Annotated in this window: 19 protein-coding genes; 10 read left to right on the top strand and 9 right to left on the bottom strand. The window is 38.0% G+C overall.

All coding sequences use genetic code 11. The features are described 5' to 3' along the window. The first annotated feature begins 92 nt into the window (after positions 1 to 92). Genes RNZ46_RS01975 through RNZ46_RS01955 form a run of 5 tightly spaced genes read left to right on the top strand, consistent with a single transcriptional unit; the run spans position 93 to position 7,691 of the window. On the top strand, positions 93 to 1,124 hold the full coding sequence (locus tag RNZ46_RS01975) for an SMP-30/gluconolactonase/LRE family protein (RefSeq protein WP_316983715.1): 1,032 nt from the start codon (positions 93 to 95) through the stop codon (positions 1,122 to 1,124). Further along, positions 1,090 to 1,971, top strand: a complete 882-nt coding sequence (locus tag RNZ46_RS01970; protein WP_316983714.1) for a hypothetical protein — start codon at positions 1,090 to 1,092, stop codon at positions 1,969 to 1,971. Before RNZ46_RS01975 ends, RNZ46_RS01970 begins: the two co-directional genes overlap by 35 nt. Before the next feature lie 39 nt (positions 1,972 to 2,010). Beyond that, positions 2,011 to 3,999: an amidohydrolase family protein gene (locus tag RNZ46_RS01965; RefSeq protein WP_316983713.1), complete on the top strand. Its 1,989-nt coding sequence runs from the start codon at positions 2,011 to 2,013 to the stop codon at positions 3,997 to 3,999. 33 nt (positions 4,000 to 4,032) lie between these two features. After that, a complete protein-coding gene (locus tag RNZ46_RS01960; protein WP_316983712.1) occupies positions 4,033 to 6,261 on the top strand; it encodes a carbohydrate binding family 9 domain-containing protein in 2,229 nt (742 codons plus the stop codon). Further along, a complete protein-coding gene (locus tag RNZ46_RS01955; RefSeq protein WP_316983711.1) occupies positions 6,258 to 7,691 on the top strand; it encodes a tetratricopeptide repeat protein in 1,434 nt (477 codons plus the stop codon). Before RNZ46_RS01960 ends, RNZ46_RS01955 begins: the two co-directional genes overlap by 4 nt. Here the strand turns inward: RNZ46_RS01955 and RNZ46_RS01950 are convergent. After that, positions 7,675 to 7,887, bottom strand: a complete 213-nt coding sequence (locus tag RNZ46_RS01950) for a dodecin (protein WP_316983710.1) — start codon at positions 7,885 to 7,887, stop codon at positions 7,675 to 7,677. The genes RNZ46_RS01955 and RNZ46_RS01950 overlap by 17 nt on opposite strands. Before the next feature lie 127 nt (positions 7,888 to 8,014). On the opposite strand from RNZ46_RS01950, the gene lpdA reads away from it, so the two are divergent. Further along, the gene (lpdA, locus tag RNZ46_RS01945) at positions 8,015 to 9,415 is read left to right on the top strand and encodes a dihydrolipoyl dehydrogenase (RefSeq protein WP_316983709.1); all 1,401 of its coding nucleotides are present in this window, start codon (positions 8,015 to 8,017) and stop codon (positions 9,413 to 9,415) included. Positions 9,416 to 9,426: 11 nt separating this feature from the next. Then, entirely contained in the window at positions 9,427 to 10,617 is a 1,191-nt protein-coding gene (gene fabV, locus RNZ46_RS01940) for an enoyl-ACP reductase FabV (protein WP_316983708.1), read from the top strand. 90 nt (positions 10,618 to 10,707) lie between these two features. Here the strand turns inward: fabV and RNZ46_RS01935 are convergent, their stop codons facing one another. Together RNZ46_RS01935 and RNZ46_RS01930 are read right to left on the bottom strand one after the other, a co-directional pair. Beyond that, complete coding sequence (locus RNZ46_RS01935; RefSeq protein ID WP_316983707.1) at positions 10,708 to 11,034, bottom strand: CCC motif membrane protein; 327 nt, start codon at positions 11,032 to 11,034, stop codon at positions 10,708 to 10,710. A gap of 9 nt (positions 11,035 to 11,043) precedes the next feature. Beyond that, complete coding sequence (locus RNZ46_RS01930) at positions 11,044 to 11,265, bottom strand: DUF2752 domain-containing protein (RefSeq protein WP_434063033.1); 222 nt, start codon at positions 11,263 to 11,265, stop codon at positions 11,044 to 11,046. Positions 11,266 to 11,695: 430 nt separating this feature from the next. On the opposite strand from RNZ46_RS01930, the gene RNZ46_RS01925 reads away from it, so the two are divergent. Further along, on the top strand, positions 11,696 to 11,896 hold the full coding sequence (locus RNZ46_RS01925; protein WP_316983706.1) for a hypothetical protein: 201 nt from the start codon (positions 11,696 to 11,698) through the stop codon (positions 11,894 to 11,896). Beyond that, positions 11,893 to 12,459: a DUF8465 domain-containing protein gene (locus RNZ46_RS01920; RefSeq protein WP_316983705.1), complete on the top strand. Its 567-nt coding sequence runs from the start codon at positions 11,893 to 11,895 to the stop codon at positions 12,457 to 12,459. The genes RNZ46_RS01925 and RNZ46_RS01920 overlap by 4 nt, the downstream gene beginning before the upstream one ends. Here RNZ46_RS01920 and RNZ46_RS01915 read toward each other — a convergent pair. Continuing rightward, positions 12,452 to 13,366 (bottom strand): hypothetical protein, encoded by a 915-nt coding sequence (locus RNZ46_RS01915; RefSeq protein ID WP_316983704.1) that lies wholly within the window; start codon positions 13,364 to 13,366, stop codon positions 12,452 to 12,454. The genes RNZ46_RS01920 and RNZ46_RS01915 overlap by 8 nt on opposite strands. A 116-nt stretch (positions 13,367 to 13,482) precedes the next feature. Between RNZ46_RS01915 and RNZ46_RS01910 the strand changes: the two genes are divergently transcribed. Beyond that, positions 13,483 to 14,622, top strand: a complete 1,140-nt coding sequence (locus RNZ46_RS01910; protein WP_316983703.1) for a cysteine desulfurase family protein — start codon at positions 13,483 to 13,485, stop codon at positions 14,620 to 14,622. Positions 14,623 to 14,631: 9 nt separating this feature from the next. Here the strand turns inward: RNZ46_RS01910 and RNZ46_RS01905 are convergent, their stop codons facing one another. The 5 genes from RNZ46_RS01905 to RNZ46_RS01885 form a co-directional block, all read right to left on the bottom strand. After that, positions 14,632 to 15,162: a PH domain-containing protein gene (locus RNZ46_RS01905; protein WP_316983702.1), complete on the bottom strand. Its 531-nt coding sequence runs from the start codon at positions 15,160 to 15,162 to the stop codon at positions 14,632 to 14,634. A 166-nt stretch (positions 15,163 to 15,328) separates the two neighbouring features. Next, entirely contained in the window at positions 15,329 to 15,832 is a 504-nt protein-coding gene (locus RNZ46_RS01900; RefSeq protein ID WP_316983701.1) for a hypothetical protein, read from the bottom strand. A 107-nt stretch (positions 15,833 to 15,939) separates the two neighbouring features. Further along, entirely contained in the window at positions 15,940 to 16,323 is a 384-nt protein-coding gene (locus RNZ46_RS01895; RefSeq protein ID WP_316983700.1) for a hypothetical protein, read from the bottom strand. A gap of 150 nt (positions 16,324 to 16,473) precedes the next feature. Continuing rightward, a complete protein-coding gene (locus RNZ46_RS01890) occupies positions 16,474 to 18,954 on the bottom strand; it encodes a TonB-dependent receptor (protein WP_316983699.1) in 2,481 nt (826 codons plus the stop codon). Positions 18,955 to 18,966: 12 nt separating this feature from the next. Next, positions 18,967 to 20,625: a M23 family metallopeptidase gene (locus RNZ46_RS01885; RefSeq protein ID WP_316983698.1), complete on the bottom strand. Its 1,659-nt coding sequence runs from the start codon at positions 20,623 to 20,625 to the stop codon at positions 18,967 to 18,969. Between the last annotated feature and the right edge of the window lie 108 nt (positions 20,626 to 20,733).

Below are 20,733 nucleotides of genomic sequence, written 5' to 3'. Positions count from 1 at the left end.
GTGTTTTACATAAAAAAAACAGGTGTTGGTATAAAAACCAAATTTTTAAAAGGCGTTCGTTTTAAATTTGAATACACCGAAATTTTTTTAAAATGAAGAATCTCTATTTGCTAACAGTATGTTTTGCGAGCTGTTTTCTGTCTGTGGCGCAAGAACAGCCAACCCACGTCAATAATAGTTTTATTGCTTTTACAATTCCTGAAAAAGACCTGCTCCCCGAAAATGTTGCGTACGATTTTAAAACCCAAGCCTTTTTTGTGGGCAGTATCCGAAAGGGAAAAATCGTTAAAATCGATAAAAACGGACAACAGACCGAGTTTGTAAAACCGCAACAAGATGGCTTGTGGATGATAATTGGCATGAAGGCAGATGCCCATAACCGTTGGCTTTGGGTATGCAGTTCGGGTGGCAATAACCTTGAAGATTACACCTTTAAGGATGATGCCGATGGGCGTCCCGCCGGAATCTTTAAGTTTGACCTGGACTCTGGTAAGCTCATTAAAAAATACGTTTTAGCCGATAAAGGCGACGTGCATTTTTTCAACGATTTGGTTATCGATTCCAAAGGCAATGTGTACATCACCCACATGTTTAAAGCGCATGCCATTTACATTATTGAAAGCAACAAAAACGAACTCGAGGTTTTTACCAAGCCCGAATCGTTAAAATACCCCAATGGCATTACCATTTCGGCAGACGACAAATACCTTTTTGTGGCACATGCCGACGGATTGGCCAAAATTGAAATTGAAACGAAAAACTATTCAGAATTAAAAAATCCCGATCAGCTAAAAATCTCAAGACGAGAAAGTATCGATGGACTTTATTTCTACAAAAATACTTTAATCGGTGTACAGCCCGATGTTAAAACGGTGCGGCAATTCACATTAAACAATCAGTTAAACACCATAACAAACAGCAAGATTTTAGAGCGCAACCACCCCATGATGAACAACCCTACGACGGGTGTTTTAGTGGGCGACCAATTGTATTATATAGCAAATGCACAGTTTGGGAGTTTTGATGAGGAAGGCAACCTGTTCCCAATGCATAAACTGTACGAACCAACGGTTTTAAAAGTAAGTTTAAATGAACAGCAAAACACCAATGATGAAAACGAGTAGTCACCTATCAAGACGGGCTGTTGTAAAAAGCGCTGTTTTTGGGGCTTTGGCGGTGGCAATTCCTAATGTCGTGTATGCCAAAACCATGGTTGAAACCAAAAGGCAATCTAAAAACATAAACGATTTGTTTTACCGCTATCCCGCCATCCACGACGATGTGGTTTCAGAAGTGGTGGGCAAATCGCATTTTGATTTAAACCGTGTAAAGGAATTGGTCGATAAACGCCCGGAGCTATCCAGGGCCACTTGGGATTGGGGTTTTGGCGATTGGGAAACAGCCGTTGGTGCGGCTTCGCATGTGGGCCGGCGCGATATTGTAACCTATTTGTTAAGCAAGGGCGCAAAGCCCAACATATTCACCTTTGCGGTTTTGGGGGCTTTCGATACCGTAAAAGCCATGATAGGGTTTTACCCGGGCATCCAGAAAAATTACGGGCCGCACGGCATCAGTTTACTGGCTCATGCCGAAGCGGGCTTGCGAATGAAAAACACAATGACTTCTGAGCAAATTTCAAATTCTGAAAAGCTCATAAGTTATTTGGAAAAACTGGGTAATGCCGATGGCAAAACATTTTTAAGCGAACCGGCGGATAAAGAAAATTATTTAGGAGACTACAAATATGGCGATGGTGAAAACGATGGGTTTTCAGTTAAATTGAACATGAGGAAAATGTTGACCCTGGGGCGCCTCGGTAATTTTGGCGGTGCTTTATATCGTGTTGGAGAAAACAGGTTTAAATACAATAAGTTTCCAACGGTATCAATTCATTTCAACAAAGAAAACGGAAAAGTCGTTTCCCTTGAAGTAAAGGAGCTAGACCTCGTTTTAGTGGCAAAAAAAGTATAGTTTAAAGTAATGGTTCTTCAATCAAAAAAATACTATAATATGCATTATAAGCACATAACTGTTGTCTTTTTTCTATTCGTTCTATGTGTTGCTTCGCTTAAGCTAAAGGCACAAAACCAGGTTGCCATAGTAAATGCCAACGTGGTTCCTATGACATCGGAAATCGTTTTGAAGGCGCAGACCATTTTAATATCTAACGGCACCATAACCGATATAAATAGTTCAAAAAGTGTAAAAGTCCCAAACGGCTATCGTGTTATCGATGCCAAGGGAGGTTATGTCTTACCCGGTTTTATCAATATGTACACCCATGTTAATGAGGCCAATTTAATGCTCTATCTGGCCAATGGGCAAACAACGGTCAGGGACATCCCCAGCCATATCAATGTACTTGGACTAAGAGAGCAAATAAAGGACGGAAAAGTTATAGGGCCTCGAATTATCGCCTATGGATTACGGGCTACGGGCGCACCGGCACCATATCACAGCCAACAACCCATTTTTAATATAGACCAGGCAAAAGCACAGGTACGGGAAGCTAAACGATTGGGTTACGATGGCATGTATGTCTATGCGACTTGCCTACCGGAAACGTATAAACCAATTTTGGATGAAGCAAAAAAAATAGGCTTGCCCATTAGTGGTCATTTTCCAATTTTTATCAACGAAAACACGGTGTTGAAAAGTAAGCAACCCGAGTTTACCAATCTTACGGGCATTACAAGGGGCGGAAAACTTGTAATGGATAAAGCTAAGCTTATAAGCCTTTTGAAGCATTGTGACAAGGCGGTTACACCTTCGTTGGCGGTGCACAAAACTTGGTCTTTGTCCCATAAAAAAGATAGTCTGTACAATTCGATATACACACAATATATACCGCCAAAGTTAAGAGCCACATGGAAACCAGATACCATACCAAACCAAAGCCCATCCAAATATCCATACGCAAATGTAGCGCAGTTTGTAAAAGATTTGAGCGATAACAACATCCAATTGTTTTTGGGCAGCGACGGTGGTTATCCTTTGGTTGTTCCGGGGTTTGCTTATTTAGATGAAATGAAGCTTTTTGTCGAGGCGGGAATTTCAAATTATAAAACTTTAAAATACGCAACAGTTGATGCTGCAAGATTTTTAAAATTAAGCGATGTAGGTACCATTGAAATTGATAAACGGGCAGAACTCATTGTGTTGGGTGCTAATCCGCTCAAGGACATAAGTGCCATAAAAACTATTGAAGGCGTGATGCACAACCATCATTGGATGGATAAGGACCATTTAAAAAATGAGCTGTTAAAATTGGATAAAAGCATCAACCGGGTTAACGATATGTTTCACGATTGGAAGCCTAAATTAAAAACCAATTCAAAAACGACCCAGCTCAATTACAACTTTTACTCAAACGACGTTTTGGTGGGGCAACAGCGGATATTGATTGATTCGTTGGAAAACAACAACATATCAATACGTTCTGTTATGGTTGTTGATGCGCCAGATTATAGGCATACTTACAGCTGCCACCGCATTAATGGTAAAACCATCGATTCCCTGTCTATAGAGAACAAAGGAAGTGAAGGCACTACAAGGGTCAACGCTTTTAAAAAACAAGATTCCGTGCTGGTGCTTGGTCAAAGTCCGTTTCACGGTAAGTTTTCATATAAAAAATTCGCACCGCCCAATACGCAATTATGGAACCCTTTTATCTCTCGATATTTTGAGCTGGACAATATGGTGAATTACCATTTAGCGTATGTTTTAAATAAGCGGTTAAAGTTAAATGAGGCCGATATGTTCAAGGCCATTCAGATTGAGCTCAATTCTGAGGAGTATGGGGAAAAGTACATTGTTGACCAAGCAATGGTTACAATTATAAAAACCAGCGAACAGGATTTTAGGCTTATTTACCCGGGTTTTTCCGGATATGCAAATCGGACCAGGCTTCCTTTCAATGTGCTTATAAAAACAGCAGATGCCCACAAAATAAAGGCGGTCTTACTGGGTGATCTCAAAATAGTTTTAGTCGATAATTAACACAGGGTTATGTGTTGCCAATAATCGTTTTCAATGTACAAAACATATGTCAATATCGCTTTTTTTCTTTCAATTTGTACGGGGTTTTCCCAACCCGAAATCCCAAAAAAAACAGCACCAATTCAGCTTGACGGTTCAATCGAGCCGGCCGAATGGCAAAACGCCTATGTGCTGACCGATTTTAAGCAAATAGAACCCAATCTGGGCGCCAGGGCATCAGAGCAAGTGGTGGTAAAAGTGCTCTATGACGCCCAATATCTTTATGTCTCCGCCCAAATTCCGTTTACCAATCCTTCAACGATTTTCGCAACCACTTTAGAGCGCGATAAAGCACAAACGGACGACGATTATTTTGAGTTTTACATCGATTCCTATAACGATAAACTCAACACTTTGGTCTTTAGGACCAACCCTTTGGGCACCAAGCAAGATTTGGAAATTAGCAGAAACGGCGAAGATTTCAACAATTCGTGGAACACCTTTTGGAATGCCGCATCGCAGATACACCACAACGGTTGGAGCACAGAAATGCGCATCCCCTTTTCTTCGCTGCGTTACGAAGCTTCAGCTGTAAACACCATGCGCATCAAGGCCATTGTTAAATACAAGCAAAAAAACGAACGCATCATCTCGCCGCAGTACAATACCCAAATCGCATCGGCGCATTATCATTTTAGTAATTCCGAAGCGGTACAATTTAAAAATCTACCGGCTTCAAAACCGCTTTATATCACGCCGTATTTAAAAGGGAATTTCATCAGTCAGAATCTTTTGAACGAAAACGGAACGGCCTATAAAAACCAGACCACTTTTTTGGAACGGAAAAAATATGCCGATAGCGAAACTTTAGATAAAATACTGAGCAATATAGGTTTGGATGTAAAGTACAAACCCACCGCCAATAGCACCATAGATTTTACTTTGAATACGGATTTTGCCGAAGTTGAGGCAGACGACAGGGTGGTCAATATTTCAAGATTCCCCATTTTTTTAGCGGAAAAAAGGCTGTTTTTTTTAGAGAATGCAGATTTGTTCAACTCCAACCAGTTCGATCACCGTTTGTTTAATTCCAGGCGGATAGGTATCGAAAACGGTTCGGCAATCCCCATTATTGGCGGTGTTAGGTTTACGGGCAACAGCTCCACATGGCAATACGGCCTGTTGAGCATGCAAACCCATAAGGTTGAAAACATTGCCGCATCAAATAACATGAGCGTTGCGAGGTTGCGAAAAACGGTGGGTTCCAAAGGTTCCAATATCGGGATATTGAACACCAATAAAATCAGTAAAGACGAAAGCAACCACCTTTTGGCCATCGATGCCAATATAAGGTTTACCGATATTATAAGATCCCGGTTTACGGTTGCCGCAACTTTCGATACCCAAACGGGAAACTGGAAACCCATGTACGGTGCGGCGGTCAATACATTTCGTCCCAACGGTTTTGGCATCGATTATTATTTTAGGGAATATACCGAAAACTTTAACCCGGAATTGGGTTTTGTGGAGCGCCCCAACACCAAACGGCTTACGCTAAACAATGGCTGGCGAAAAACGTATGCTAACCCCGAGTTTTTAAGGTTTTTTAGAATGGGGCATTACTTTACCAAATATTGGCTGTCCTCCAATGGTGTGCACGAGGTGTTCCAAACCAATTTTTACCTTACCCTAACCCATAAAAAAGGTTACGAACTGTCGGCCTTTATACCCATGTACCTTGAAGATAATTTATACGCGCCATGGCAAATAGCCAAAGATGTTACCGTACCGGTTGGAGCTTACACCATGTGGAAAGCCAACCCGTTTTTTAGCACAGGAAACGCAAAACCGTACCAATTGTATTTAGATGTGGAGTTTGGCGATTTTTACGGCGGCAAACAACTAACCACTTATGCCAATGTGTCTTACGATTTTAGTAAAACCCTTAAAGCCGAATTGGGAATGCGCTACAACCGCTTGAGCTTCCCCGAAAGTTACGCCACCAACAAAGTTTCGAGAACGTTGAATTTAAACCGGTATTTTTCGCGCGTTAAACTTAATTTTTCCCCAAAGGCATCGCTTAACAGTTATGTGCAATACGATACACGGTCTAATAAGGCAGGCCTCAATTTACGCTTTAGGTACAACCCAACGGAGGGCACGGATCTGTACCTCGTTTACAACCACAATGCCCATATAAACAGGGATGCATTAACGCCAAGGCCACCGTTTACCGATAATCAAGTGGCGGTTGTTAAATTTTCAAAAACCTTTTTAAGATGAAATTGTTGCAAATCATTTGTATGGCCATTCTGCTTTTTGGATGTACCGAAACCCATGTGAAAATTCCAATCACGACCCATTCAAACAAAGCAAAAGCCATGTTTCTGCGCGCCGTCGAATTTGAAGGATTGTTAAAAACAGATGAAGCGGAAAAGCTATACCAAAATGCCATTGGGTTAGATTCAACCTTTGCTTTGGCGCACATTCGGTTGGGCATGTTAAAAGATGATTTCGATAAGAGACGATTTCATATAAAAAAAGCCATGCAACAGCTTGATAAGTTATCCGAGGCCGAAAAACTGTGGGTTTTGGCCAGAAACAATTTTTATGGCACACAAGATGGAAAATCAGAATACGATTGTTTTAAAACTTTGGTAAAGTTGTTTCCAAACGACGAGCACGCAAACTATATGTTTGGTTTTGTAAACCTTCACCACGGCGTAAACCAACCAGATACCGCAATCCACTATTACAAAAAAGCCTTGAAAATCAATCCTAAAGTATCTAGGCATTATAATGAATTGGCTTACGCTTATATGGCCAAACAGGATTTTAAAAACGCCGAAAAAGTGATAAAAAACTATATCGCTTTTCTTCCAAAGCACGAAAACCCAAGAGATACCTATGCGGAATTATTAATGCGCGACCATCGCTATAAGGCATCGATCGAAGCTTATAAAAAAGTTTTGGGCATTAACCCAAGCGCACCTTGGGCCTATATGGGAATGGCTGCTAATTTAAGTTTTTTAAAGCGTTTTAAAGAGGCCAGAAATACTTTGAAACCTTTTGATACTATCGAGTTAAGCGACTACGAGTACCGCCACAAGTGGAGATCAAAAGTGTGCAGTTATTTAATAGCACAAAAAATAGATTCAGCAATCGTGGTTTTAAACCGTCAAAAAGCAGAAAGCGCTTCAGGAGAAAATAAAAGGGAACCTCTGTTTCATCAATATATGGCGCACTCTCGAATAACCAGGTTGTATTTTGAAAACAATCAACCAAACGAAGGCTTAAAAAGCTTCGGTGCTTGGAAAAATTTTGTAAAAAACAATATTACTAAGCAAACAACCATTGATCGCGTTTCAGATTTAGAGTCTTATTTTTTGGCCTTTGCCCATGTTTTAAAAGGCAACGACGAAGCAGCAAAAACCATAATTGAAAACAGCACAAATCCGTCAGACGATATGAAATTGCTTCAAGCCAGACTTTTTATAAAAACCAAAACGCACGATAAGGCCATAGCGATCTTAAACACTTTAGATGCCAGCAACCCCTATTATTTGCATTGGCTCTCATTGGCGTACGCGCATAATAGTGATACACAGAAATCAAAAATGATTTCCACTAAAATCAAATCATTGATCGAGATGAATAATTTGGACTATGCCTTAGCGATTTCAAAGCAGGGGCAATTTAGTCCATCATGGTAAACCCAATTTTTACGGTCACTTGCCAATAGTCCACGGTGCCATTATCACCTATAAGGCCTCTAGTTTCGGTAACCTCAAACCAGCGTAGGTTTTTCACGGATTTCGATGCTTTTGACAATGCGTTTTTCACGGCATCATCACTAGATGTTTCCGATGTTCCAACAATTTCAATTTTTTTGTATATGTGATTTTCCATGATATATAATTTTAAATTAAAAAAGTCTTTAAAAGATACAAAAAATAATGCTAATGCCATGTGGTAATGAGTGAATCAAAATTCGTATTTTTGTGTTTGATTTTTTAAACGAACAACAAAAACTTATATGAAATCATACGATGTAGCCATTATTGGCTCAGGTCCTGGCGGATATGTAGCAGCGATACGTTGCGCACAATTAGGGATGAAAACAGCAATAATTGAAAAATATGCAACCCTAGGAGGCACTTGCTTAAATGTGGGATGTATTCCGAGTAAAGCGCTTTTAGATTCGTCGCACCATTACGAAGACGCCGTAAAGCATTTTGAAGAACACGGTATTGAGATTCCAGGCGATGTAAAAGTAAATTTGGAAAAAATGATTGCACGCAAGCAATCCGTTGTCGATCAAACCACGGGCGGTATCGATTTTTTAATGAAGAAAAATAAAATTGATGTTTATCAAGGCTTAGGAAGCTTTAAAGATGCCACGCACATTAGCATCAAAGGAGAAGAGACGACTGAGATTGAAGCCAAAAACACTATAATTGCAACGGGTAGTAAACCTTCAAATCTGCCGTTTATCAATTTAGATAAAGAGCGTATCATTACATCAACCGAAGCCTTAAAATTAAAAGAAATTCCTAAACATTTAATTGTAATAGGTGGAGGTGTTATTGGTTTAGAGCTGGGTCAGGTCTATAAAAGATTGGGTGCAGAGGTTACGGTTATTGAGTATTTGGATCGCATTATTCCAACTATGGATGCGGGCTTATCCAAAGAATTAAATAAGGTTTTAAAGAAACAAAAGTTTAAAATAAATGCATCGCATAAAGTAAAATCTGTTGAGCGAAAAGGCGATGAGGTGATTGTAAAAGCAGATAACAAAAAAGGTGAAGAAGTAGAATTTAAAGGCGATTATTGCTTGGTGTCTGTGGGTCGTCGTCCCTATACAGATGGATTAAATGCCGAAGCTGCGGGCGTAAAGTTGAATGATAAGGGACAAGTTGAAGTCAACGATCATTTACAAACTTCAGCCTCAAATATTTACGCAATTGGCGATGTTATTAAAGGCGCGATGTTAGCACACAAAGCCGAAGAAGAAGGCGTGTTTGTTGCCGAAACATTAGCGGGACAAAAACCACATATTGATTATAATTTAATTCCAGGCGTGGTTTACACATGGCCAGAAGTAGCTGCCGTTGGTAAAACCGAAGAAGAATTGAAAGCAGCTGGAGTAGATTATAAAACGGGCCAATTCCCTATGCGTGCTTTAGGTAGAAGTAGAGCAAGCATGGATTTAGATGGCTTTGTTAAAGTTTTAGCCGATAAAAATACCGATGAAATTTTAGGTGTTCACATGGTCGGGGCTCGTGCTGCAGACATGATTGCCGAGGCGGTTGTGGCTATGGAATACAGAGCATCGGCAGAAGATGTGTCACGTATGTCGCATGCGCATCCAACGTACACAGAAGCCATTAAAGAAGCCGCTTTAGCCGCAACGGAGGATAGAGCATTACACATTTAGAAACGAAATTTATGATAATAGAACCAAAAACAAGAGGCTTTATATGTTTAACAGCGCACCCAACAGGTTGCGAACAAAACGTATTAAATCAAATTGAATACGTAAAGCAACGACCTATTAAAAATGGACCCAAAAAAGTATTGGTTATTGGCGCTTCTACGGGCTTTGGTTTAGCATCTCGAATTACGGCTGCTTACGGTTCTAACGCAGCAAGTATTGGTGCGTTTTTTGAAAAACCACCAAGCGAAGGTCGACCTGCATCTCCAGGTTGGTACAATAGTGCGGCTTTCGAAACGCAAGCGCATAAAGATGGCTTGTATGCCAAAAGTATTAACGGCGATGCGTTTTCAAATGAAATAAAAAAACAAACCATAGATTTGATTAAAGCCGATTTGGGCGACATTGATTTATTGGTTTACAGTTTAGCATCTCCAGTACGAACACATCCCGAAACCGGCGAGCGTTTTAAATCGGTTTTAAAGCCAATCGGACAAACATTTACGGACAATACGGTAGATTTTCACACAGGCGAAGTCAAGGAAATTTCTATCGCACCCGGAACGGAAGACGACATAAAAAACACCGTTGCTGTAATGGGTGGCGAAGATTGGCAGATGTGGATTGATGCCTTAAAGTCTGCCGGCGTGCTGTCCGAGGATTTTAAAACGGTGGCCTATTCTTATATTGGTCCATCACTCACCGAAGCGGTTTACAGAAAAGGCACCATTGGGCGCGCCAAAGACCACTTGGAAGCAACGGCTTTTAAAATCACCGATGCTTTAAAAGACATAAACGGACAAGCCTATGTATCGGTTAACAAAGCTTTGGTGACGCAAGCGAGTTCTGCAATTCCCGTAATTCCATTATATATTTCATTGCTGTATAAAGTGATGAAAGAAGAGGGTGTGCACGAAGGTTGTATCGAGCAAATCGAGCGCTTGTTCAATGCCCGTTTGTATGCTGAAAATTTGGAATTGGACGACGCCGGAAGAATTCGAATAGACGATTGGGAAATGCGCGACGATATTCAAGCGAAAGTTTTAGAGCTTTGGAAACAAGCCACCACCGAAACTTTACCAAATATTGGCGATTTAAAAGGCTATGAAACCGATTTTTATAACCTTTTCGGATTTAAGGTTGATGGTGTCGATTACGATAAAGATGTAAACGAAATGGTTGATATTCCTGGGTTACAAGAATAATACCTTGTAATTTTTCAAATAAATCTTTAAAATTAAAAAGCCTCCAAAAATTAATACTTTTTGGAGGCTTTTTTATGGTGATAATATATGCTAATTATTCTGCATTTGCTCCAACATATCTTGAGATTGCTGCATCAGTTCATCCCAACCAACAGTCGATATTCTGTAAATAGTCATTACTAAGTATAAAATATTAATTATAAGAATTACCAATGCTACAATTTTAGCAGTATTCATGGCTTTTACACTTGCAGGTTCAAAATTTTCAGGGTTAAGCTTTACGCCATTTAATTTGCTATGCGCTATAAAAAAAGCGATACCAGCAAGAATAAAACCTAAACCGCCAAAACAGCAGCATAAAAGACCTAAAACAGCTAATACATAAACGATGGTTGGATTGAGTTTTTGTTGTTCCATGTGTGAATTTTAATTGATTAATTTAATAATAAAACTTGTTATAATAGTGAGTACTGATATAATTGCAAGTATGGTAATTACTTTATTCGAATGTTTAAATTTAAAGAAAATATTTATTACGATGGATATAAAAAGTAAAATTAAGCTGTATATAGCTGGATACATATAAAAGGCCTCCACAAATTGCCCTTGGAAAACTAAAGATACAGAGCGTTGTAAACCACAACCCATGCAATCCATTCCAAAAAGCGTTTTGTTTAAACAGGGGAGCATATATTCTTCAAGCGCTTGCATGACTAAAAACACGATTAGTTTATGATGCTAAAATAGTAAAAGGATATTGGTTTATGTTTTTTATACTCCAAAATAATAGTATAAAAATTGATGAAGGCGCATGTACTTTTAAGCTAATGCAGAATATTTTTCAAGCTTTACTTTTCAAATTTGATGGACCATGTTTTATTGTATCGTAAATTATTGCTGTTACCACAATCTGGGTCAACAACAAATGCCATGTCAACTCTTTAAGGGTTAAATTGTCCTTGTTAATCAGCAGTCTTTTAACATATATTAAGCGTATTATACTAATTAATTAGCTATGATCTTTACAAAATCTATTTTTTAGTGTAATTTGGTATTCTAAATTCAAGTGACTTTTTAAATGAAATATTTTAATTACATATTAATTGTTTTAGGCGCTATTATAGCCATATATTCTAAGGCCGGAGCTGAACAAAATCAATATGTTTTAATTGGTGGTATTATGGTGTTAATGATTGGAATTTACAGAATTTCTAGAGGGATTCCGAGTAAAAATACCGATGATGAAGATGTTGTGAATACTAATAAAGAAGATGAATGAGGGCTTTTAAAATAGGAGATGCTGTATTGGTTTTAGACGAAAATTTATCGGGTGTGATTAAACAGATTGACGGCGAATTAATTTCGATTGAAACTGAAGATGGCTTTTTATTGGATTTTAAAGCTGAAGAGTTGGTTAAAAACAAATCTGATAAAACGCTAAAAAGCGAATTGTTTTCTCATTCGAGTATTAATTCTGTTATTTCTGAAAAAGAGCAACCTAAAAAGAGAGCGACAAAAAAAGTAAAAGCCAAAGATCGATACGAGCCTACAATGGAAATTGATTTGCACATCAATCAATTGGTAAAATCTCCAAAGGGCATGACTAACCACGAGATGCTAACCTTACAGCTTAACACGGCGCAAAGGCAATTGGATTTCGCCATTAAAAACCGCATTCAAAAAATCGTGTTTATCCACGGTGTGGGCGAGGGGGTTTTAAAAATGGAACTAGATTACCTTTTTGGGCGTTACAACAATGTGAAATTCTACGATGCCAATTACCAGAAATACGGCTTAGGCGCTACCGAGGTTTATATTTATCAAAATGTAGATCCTAATTAAAATCAGGGGTTACCGTTCTAGAGCCTGATGTTTTTCCATCAGCTAACTCACCAAAATCAAGTACATCTTGCGATAAAATATCTATGTCAATGCCTTTTAACATCAACGTTACCAAATAGGTTTTAAAAATGGTATGTTTTCTGTATGCCGTGGCAGGCGTGTCTGTATTTGCAACATCTGGGTTTAAATAATCGGGACCCACATCGGGGTTGGTAATATCGTCCGTAGGGTCTTGGTTTTGGGTGTTGGTTTCTTCATCTCTCGTGTCAACGCCATCACCATCATCGTCTTTATCTAAATAATCGGGTAAACCTTCACCATCTGTATTTTGTGCATCGTTCGGATTGCCATCTTTATTTGGATCTGGATTTTCATCTTTGGTTAAAACATTATCACCATCGTCATCGGCATCAAGGTAGTTAGGTATGCCATCGTCATCGGTATCATCGTTTTCTAAATTACCATCGCCATTAATATCCTCCAACGCCGCTGGAATACCATCATTATCATCTTCGGTTAAGATTGCCGTTATTTCGGCATCGCAGGTACTTGCGTAATCATTTGTAATTATAATGTCCGACGGTGGAATATCATTACAAAATAAGTCGTTGCCTGTTATTTTTTCGTTGCTGTACGTTCGGTAATTAAAGGCATTGTTAGTTTTTGTAATTAAAGTATCTGCCCCCGTAAAGCTTAATATTGGATCGAGTGATAACGACTTAATCACAACGGATAACGATTCCGATGGGTCGTTTTTTGTTTTGTAAAACACCAAATCTGAAGTGCCACAAGTTTTGGCTCTAAAATCATTTTCAAAATCAAGTTTAACATCAATAATATCGCCATCGCTACACGACATAAAACAAGCAAAACTAAATGATATTAAAACAAAAAATAATTTACGCATGAGTTTGGGTTTTAGGCAAAAATAATGGAATTGTTATTTATAACGTATCATATTGCCAATAATTTTATTTCAAGTATTTTTGGCAATTATATTTAACCGCTTAATTTGAACTTTCGATGAAACAGGTATATTTTGATAACGCCGCAACCACTCAAATTCGTGATGAAGTTATTGATAAAATGACTAAGGTGATGCGAGAAAACTATGGAAACGCCTCATCTTCACATAGTTTTGGTAGGTCGTCTAAATCGTTAATTGAAAAATCCAGAAAAACCATTGCACGTTATTTAAATGTTTCGGCAGCCGAAATTGTGTTTACCTCGGGTGGGACCGAAGCCGATAATTTAGTGTTGCAAAGTGCGGTGCGCGACTTAAAGGTGACGCATATTATTACTTCAAAAATGGAGCACCATGCTGTTTTGCACACGGTCGATCAGCTTGAAAAGACCTGTAATATTACGGTTAATTATGTGAATGTTGACAGCAACGGTACAGTCGATTATGCGCATTTAGAAAGCTTGCTTAATACCACCGAAAAAACACTGGTAAGCTTAATGCATGTTAATAACGAAATTGGAAACATTTTAGATATTAAAAAAGTTGCCGATTTATGCCAAGCAAAAAACGCCCTGTTCCATAGCGATACGGTACAATCAGTTGGGCATTATAAATTAGATTTACAAGATGATAAATTGGATTTTTTAGCAGCTGCAGCGCACAAATTTCACGGGCCAAAAGGCGTGGGTTTTGTTTTTATTAGAAAAAACTCGGGCTTAAAACCATTGATTTTTGGAGGTGAACAGGAACGCGGTTATCGGGCAGGAACAGAATGTGTGCATAATATTGTGGGTATTGAAGAGGCTATGACATTGGCTTACGATAATTTGGAGGAAGAGTCTGAATACATTAAATCTTTAAAGCAATATTTTATCGAACAACTCAAAGCAAAAGTGCCAGCGGTAAAGTTTAATGGGTATTCTGCCGATATGGAAAAGGGCACTTACACGTTAGTGAATGTATGTTTACCTGTAGCACCAGAAAAAGCTGGCATGTTGTTGTTTCAGTTGGATTTAAAAGGGATTGCCTGCTCCAAAGGGAGTGCCTGCCAAAGCGGAAGTACAAAAGGGTCTCACGTGTTGGCAGAAATATTGGATGATGCTGATATGCAAAAACCATCCATCCGGTTTTCGTTTAGTATTTATAATACAAAGGAAGAAATAGATTACGTCGTTGATGTTTTGCGTGAATTTATTTAAAATGTAACCTCATTTATGTTTGATGTCGCGCAGCAAATCGCGTATTTCTTCAAGTAGAATATTTGTTTTTTCGTTTGAAGAAGCGGCTTGCATATTTTCTTTTGAATGGGATTGAATGGCCTCACGCTGCTTTAAAACCTGACTTTTAAAATTAGCAGAATCAATAATTCCAATAAGTTTCATATCGCTGCCCTTTGGGTTGCTTTGTCCAGCGGTTTCAATTTTAAGGATGCGTAAATCGAGGTATTTTAACAACGGATTTTCAATAAAGGTTAAATCTTGAATATTCTCTAACGGAATTGTTTTTTCAACTTTAAACAACACACCTTTTTTAAATTCCAAATTTCGGGTTGTTAACTGGCACTCTAAGTTGTCGTAAAACCGTCTGCTAATATGTTGTCCCAAACCTAAAAGCCAAACAATTAATATTGGGATGCCCAAAATGGAAATCAGTAAGAAAAAGGAAACCACATAAAGAATGTACGATTTAATTTTTGGATTAAATTCTGCTTTTTTAATAACACTGGTTTCGTCAGTCATTTTCGTTTTGTCGGGTTAAGATTGGAAGTTGCATAAATATACTAAATTTAAAATCTTAATAATAGTTTGGAATTTCTTAAAAAAACAACAACACGCCATATTAAATAGAAAACTAAAAAACTATCAATATAGCGTGTCACCAATCAAACTAACAAAAAACAATGTCTTAGGCTGCTTTTACACTTTTTAATAATTTGCTGTTAATTATAGCCTCCCATTTTTTTACCATATCGGATTCGTTGCTCATTTCAAAATTTACATCGATGTTGTAAAACTCCAAAATGCTTGCCGGTTTTTTAGAGGTTTTATAGCTAATCACTAAATCTATTTTATCGGTTTCAGATTTGTTTGTGGTTTTGTTTTTTAAGCGTCTTTCGGTTTTTTTAATACTACAGGAATTAACCGTATTTAAATCAATTACTGCAGTGTTGTGAACGCCGTTGATTATTTTGGAATAGAGTAATTTATTAGCAACTTCGTCTGTGGCCATGGCGTAATAAGTGCCCCAAAAATCGACGTCTTTTAGGTCTAAATGATGTTTTTCAGCATCTTCAAAAAACTCTTTTTTAGACTGTTTCTTTTTCTTTTTTTGAGAGGCTTGTATTAAAATTAAAGGTGTTATTACAATTAATAGTATTATGAATCCTATAATTGTGGCTTGTGTATCCATGATTAAAATTTTTATTTGTTATAAATGAATGAGATGGCGGTTTTGCCAATTAAATTGAGCTAATTAATCAAACAGACCATTAGCGTAAATAAAAAGTAATCTGGAGTTTATGAAAAAGTATGAAACGGGTAGAGCAGGACTTTAATAGAAAGCGCCGGTCGTATATGTTTACTGTGATTTAAGTAGGTGTTGACTTTGTTTTGCGTGTACGATTCTTTGTGTTTTAAGGCTGAAAACGACGATTTAAAGTCCTCGGTTTCAAAATCAAAATCAAAAGAAAAATTGTTTAAAACACTATCAATAAAATCATTGTTGGAATATAAATAAGCCGCAAGCGCTTTTGACGCCTGCGCGTCTTTTACGGTATCGCCTTGATGCTTTTCAACGTTTAAAACCGAATGGCTAACAACATTTTGTACAGAAATTGTAGTGCCTAAGCTATAAACTAGCAACACGCTTAAGGTTACAATATTTCTAAAAAGCTGTTTCATTTACTGAAAGTTTTACAATACCCTGTTTTTAGTAGTTTATTAATTTTAAGCAACATGGGATAAATCATCCAAAAGTCCATTTTGGTCTTTTATATATACAAATTTATAACTGTTTTCAATACAAAAGTTAAAATGGCTGTTAAAAAAACACTAAAACTTCATGGTGGTGCGCACATTAAAAACCCGCGGTGTTAAAAAGTTGGGAATGGCATATTGGCGTTTGCTGTACACATCGCGTACCCAAGTATTGGTTATGGAGTTTTGCACATCGAAAATGTTAAAAATCTCAACCCCAAACGTCAGTTCTTTAAACGGTTTTTTCCAACCGTTGTTAAATTGCTTTTTATCATCAACCAAAACGAACTGAAACCCCACATCGGCACGCTTGTACGATGGTAATCTGTTTTGATATTCGTAAGGGTCGGCATAACTCGGTGAGCCACCAGGCAAACCGGTATTAAACACCAAATTCAAGTACATTTTCATACTCGGAATGTTGGGCACATAATCTTGAAACAATGCCGCAAACTTTAAGCGCTGGTCTGTGGGTCGTGCAATATAGCCCCGGTTGTTTATGTTCTCTTCGGTTTTTAAATAGCCAAAACTAAACCACGATTCGGTTCCCGGTACAAACTCGCCATTCAGGCGCATATCCAATCCGTAGGCGTACGCTTTCGCGGAATTGTTAGCGCGATAACGGATGCGAACGTTTTCCAAAGTATAGGGGTTTACATCGCTTAAACTTTTATAATAAGCTTCGGTTGTTAATTTAAAAGGACGCTCCCACATTTTAAAGCTGTAGTCATTTCCCAATACCAAATGAAACGATTTTTGTGCTTTTACATTGGGCTGAACAACGCCATCTACATCGCGTAACTCTCTATAAAATGGTGGTTGATAATATAAGCCACCGGCAATTCTAAACAGCATATCTTTTTCCCAATAAGGCTTTATGGCAAATTGCGCACGCGGACTAAACACGGTTTGATTTGACTTCTCGACTGAGCTCGAAGAGACAGCATTATTATCGCTAACCGACCAATCATGCACGCGCAAACCCGCATTGTACCATACATCGCTCGTACCAATAACAGAGCGTTTACTCCATTGGGCGTAGGCTTGCCATCTATTTATTTTGGTATTGTTTGTGGCACGCACGTTTTGAAAGGGCTCAATGGGGCCTTCAAACGGTGTATAGGGTTGCTCGTTAAAGGCATCGATATGTGGTGGACGAATTGAAAATCCAGCAGAATCGATAACCTCCCATTCCACCAAGCAGTCGCGAATATCTTCGTTGGTATATTTTACAGACCACTCAATGCGGTTGTCGTCAATTTTTAAATCGCCTTTATGCTCAACCGTGGTGATTAGTGCATCTAAATCGTTTCGTCCGTGATTTAATTGTCCGCCAATACCCTCGCTAAATTCAACTTCACCCAAATCTTCATCACCAATATTGGTATTAACTTCACCCAATCTGTATTGCGCTAAAATATCAAAATACTCTTCTTCGGTGGTGTGATAGGTTGATGCAATGGCATGAACCGTTAAATTGTCGTTTGCAATATAAGTGCCTTTCAAAGCACCAAATAGCGTTTGATATTGGTCTTTTTCCTGGCCTTCGTAAAATACTAATAATGCCAACGGATCTGCCAGCGTACCAAAATTGGTTTGTCGCGTTTGTGGCTCGTAACTGTATTTGTTTAACGAGGCATTTCCTAAAAAACTCAATTGAAATTTATCGGTAAATTTGTAAGTTAAAAATGCTTGAGCATCGGCAAAAGCCGCATCATAATTGGTTTCGGTTTCTTTGGCATTTACCAACAAACCGTTATCGCGATAGCGAATTCCAACAATACTTGTAAACTTTGAATCTTTACTTATGTCTTCGTACGAAAGGCTACCGCCCAATAAACTTAAATCGGCATTGATTTCGAATTGATACGGATTTTTATAGGTAATATCTAAAACCGATGATAATTTATCGCCGTATTTGGCTTGAAATCCACCCGATGAAAAATCGACATTCTGCACCAAATCGGTATTTACAAAACTTAAACCTTCCTGTTGCCCCGAGCGGATTAAAAACGGCCGATACACTTCAATACCATTTACATACACCAAATTTTCGTCGTAATTGCCACCACGAACGGAGTATTGCGTACTCAACTCGTTATTGTTGCTAACTCCGGGGAGGGTTAATAATAAATTCTCGACACCGGCATTGGCACCCGGTATTTTTCTAATGGTTTCGGGTTTTAGGGAAGTTACACCTTCAACATCTTTTCTGCGATTTCCAGAAACAACAACGGCTGCAATTTGGGCAACAGTGGTATTCATTACCGGATTAAACTCATGGCTTTCGCCATTTTTAAGATTGAAAGTGATGCTTATTTTTTTATAAACAAGATGAGAGAATTCAACGGTAACATCTTGATTCGCGGGGATTTTTATAGAGTAAAACCCGTTTTCGTTGGTTGTTGTGCCAACATTTCCTGCTTTAATGTTTACTTTAGAAACGGGCGTGTTTTCATCATTTAAAACAATTCCTCGAAGTGTAGACGTTTGCGAATGGCCCAATGCAAGAAACAATAAAAATAGAATGGTTGTAAGTGAAAGTCTTGAATTCAAAAGCTAGAAAATTTATTTCCTGTAAAATACAGTTTCAAAAGTAGAATTATTTCCAACATTATCGGTAACAATTAGTTTTAAATTATTTTTTGTTTCGGTAATCATTCCATCGTTAAAGTCGTGCGTTAGGGTTTTTGTTTTGTAATCGTACTCCATTAAAATCCATTTTCCGTTTACGGTAGCTCTATAATTTGATATGCCCGAAATCTCATCATCAATCTTAATTTTTAAAAATCTAAAATTACTTAGCCATTGTCCTTTTTTAAAATTAATAGGCGTTATGGTGGGGCTTATAGTATCGGTTGCCAATGCGAATTCACCCAAGGTTTTTGAGTAAGTCGTTAACACATTACCTGTTTTTTTTGTTGAGGAATAAGCTGGAAATTTTTTGTAACCTATCAATTTTGCAATGTATAATTTGCTTTTATCCTTATCGGAATAGGCACTAACATCATAAGAAACCTTAAAGCTTTTTTTAGTTGGAATAATGTCTTCGTGCAGTATAAGGGTGTCGTTTTTTACATCAAAATCTAAATAAAAATCTTCGTAAAAAGTGTCTTTAAAAAAATCGACCGAAACTTTTCCTTTTTTTAAATTAGTGGCTTCATTGGCACTAATATAATAAGGTGTGATTTTTTTTGTTTCGCCTTTAACACTATCTAATTTTTGGCCTTTTATATTTATGGTTGCCCATGTATTATTACTTTTAAAATCGCCCACTTTTATTTTGTAAACCGAATGGGTGCTGTCTTTAATTGATAAAACACCATCGTTTAAAACATCTTTGTACAAACTTAATGGGTTGTTTTGATTGAATAGCTTTTGAACCCGAGATTTTTGGGTTTTGTAATGTTCGTAATCAATAAGCCTGTTGAGGTGCTTGGTTTCGCTGAATGAAAACCGACTGAAATCGAGCTCGAAAATTTTGCTGCCATTTACAAAGGTTTGAATGTTGTAAACCCCATTTTTATTGGCCGCCAAATTTTGCCTATCAATAGTTTCAATACCAAATCCAATATTGCCAATGGCTTCGATACTTTCAACCACATAATCGCCACTTTCTATAGGAATTAAGCGCAGTTTCGTTTTAGAATTCGATTGGTTTATAAATGAATTTTCATCCATCGGATAAGCATAAATAGAGTAAATTAGCGGGTTAATGGAATCTCTTATATCAATGCCAAATAGCATAGGGTTTATGGGGCGCTCTGTTTTATCGCGAATCTCATAATGCAAATGTGGACCGCCAGAACCGCCAGTATTCCCGCTTAAAGCTACAATTTGGCCTTTTTCAATTTTTAGTTCATCGGCACTCGGAAACAATTCAATCTGAAACGATTCTTTTTCATATTGATGCTTTTTCACATAAGCCTCAATATCGGGCGAAAACTTATGTAAATGTGCATAAACCGTGGTGTAACCATTGGGGTGTGTAATGTACAGGGCTTTCCCGTAGCCATAATGAGATACCTTAATCCGGCTTACAAATCCACCAGCCGATGCATAAACATTAAGGCCTATGCGTTGCTGTGTTTTTATGTCTAACCCCGAATGAAAATGGTTGGAGCGCAACTCTGCAAAAGTGCCAGATAGAATTAAAGGAATATCCAGCGGACTTCTAAAATAATCTTGTGGGTAGTTGTTTTGTGCCACAGTAATTGTAGAAAGCATTAAAAAAAATATGAGGGTTAATCGCATATATGTACTTTACCAATTGGGTTAAAAAAATGGTGATTAATGACTATTGATAGTTCTGATTGGAATTAGCTAAATTATTAA

This window comes from Hwangdonia lutea, from assembly GCF_032814565.1.
In the GTDB taxonomy this organism is placed as follows: Bacteria; Bacteroidota; Bacteroidia; order Flavobacteriales; family Flavobacteriaceae; genus Hwangdonia; species Hwangdonia lutea.
This window is presented reverse-complemented; position numbering and strand designations above follow the sequence as displayed.

Coding starts and splice junctions, on each gene's coding strand:
- RNZ46_RS01975 (WP_316983715.1), top strand. CDS start 93: ATGAAGAATCTCTATTTGCTAACAGTATGTTTTGCGAGCTGTTTTCTG.
- RNZ46_RS01970 (WP_316983714.1), top strand. CDS start 1,090: ATGAACAGCAAAACACCAATGATGAAAACGAGTAGTCACCTATCAAGA.
- RNZ46_RS01965 (WP_316983713.1), top strand. CDS start 2,011: ATGCATTATAAGCACATAACTGTTGTCTTTTTTCTATTCGTTCTATGT.
- RNZ46_RS01960 (WP_316983712.1), top strand. CDS start 4,033: ATGTACAAAACATATGTCAATATCGCTTTTTTTCTTTCAATTTGTACG.
- RNZ46_RS01955 (WP_316983711.1), top strand. CDS start 6,258: ATGAAATTGTTGCAAATCATTTGTATGGCCATTCTGCTTTTTGGATGT.
- RNZ46_RS01950 (WP_316983710.1), bottom strand. CDS start 7,887: ATGGAAAATCACATATACAAAAAAATTGAAATTGTTGGAACATCGGAA.
- lpdA (WP_316983709.1), top strand. CDS start 8,015: ATGAAATCATACGATGTAGCCATTATTGGCTCAGGTCCTGGCGGATAT.
- fabV (WP_316983708.1), top strand. CDS start 9,427: ATGATAATAGAACCAAAAACAAGAGGCTTTATATGTTTAACAGCGCAC.
- RNZ46_RS01935 (WP_316983707.1), bottom strand. CDS start 11,034: ATGGAACAACAAAAACTCAATCCAACCATCGTTTATGTATTAGCTGTT.
- RNZ46_RS01930 (WP_434063033.1), bottom strand. CDS start 11,265: ATGGGTTGTGGTTTACAACGCTCTGTATCTTTAGTTTTCCAAGGGCAA.
- RNZ46_RS01925 (WP_316983706.1), top strand. CDS start 11,696: ATGAAATATTTTAATTACATATTAATTGTTTTAGGCGCTATTATAGCC.
- RNZ46_RS01920 (WP_316983705.1), top strand. CDS start 11,893: ATGAGGGCTTTTAAAATAGGAGATGCTGTATTGGTTTTAGACGAAAAT.
- RNZ46_RS01915 (WP_316983704.1), bottom strand. CDS start 13,366: ATGCGTAAATTATTTTTTGTTTTAATATCATTTAGTTTTGCTTGTTTT.
- RNZ46_RS01910 (WP_316983703.1), top strand. CDS start 13,483: ATGAAACAGGTATATTTTGATAACGCCGCAACCACTCAAATTCGTGAT.
- RNZ46_RS01905 (WP_316983702.1), bottom strand. CDS start 15,162: ATGACTGACGAAACCAGTGTTATTAAAAAAGCAGAATTTAATCCAAAA.
- RNZ46_RS01900 (WP_316983701.1), bottom strand. CDS start 15,832: ATGGATACACAAGCCACAATTATAGGATTCATAATACTATTAATTGTA.
- RNZ46_RS01895 (WP_316983700.1), bottom strand. CDS start 16,323: ATGAAACAGCTTTTTAGAAATATTGTAACCTTAAGCGTGTTGCTAGTT.
- RNZ46_RS01885 (WP_316983698.1), bottom strand. CDS start 20,625: ATGCTTTCTACAATTACTGTGGCACAAAACAACTACCCACAAGATTAT.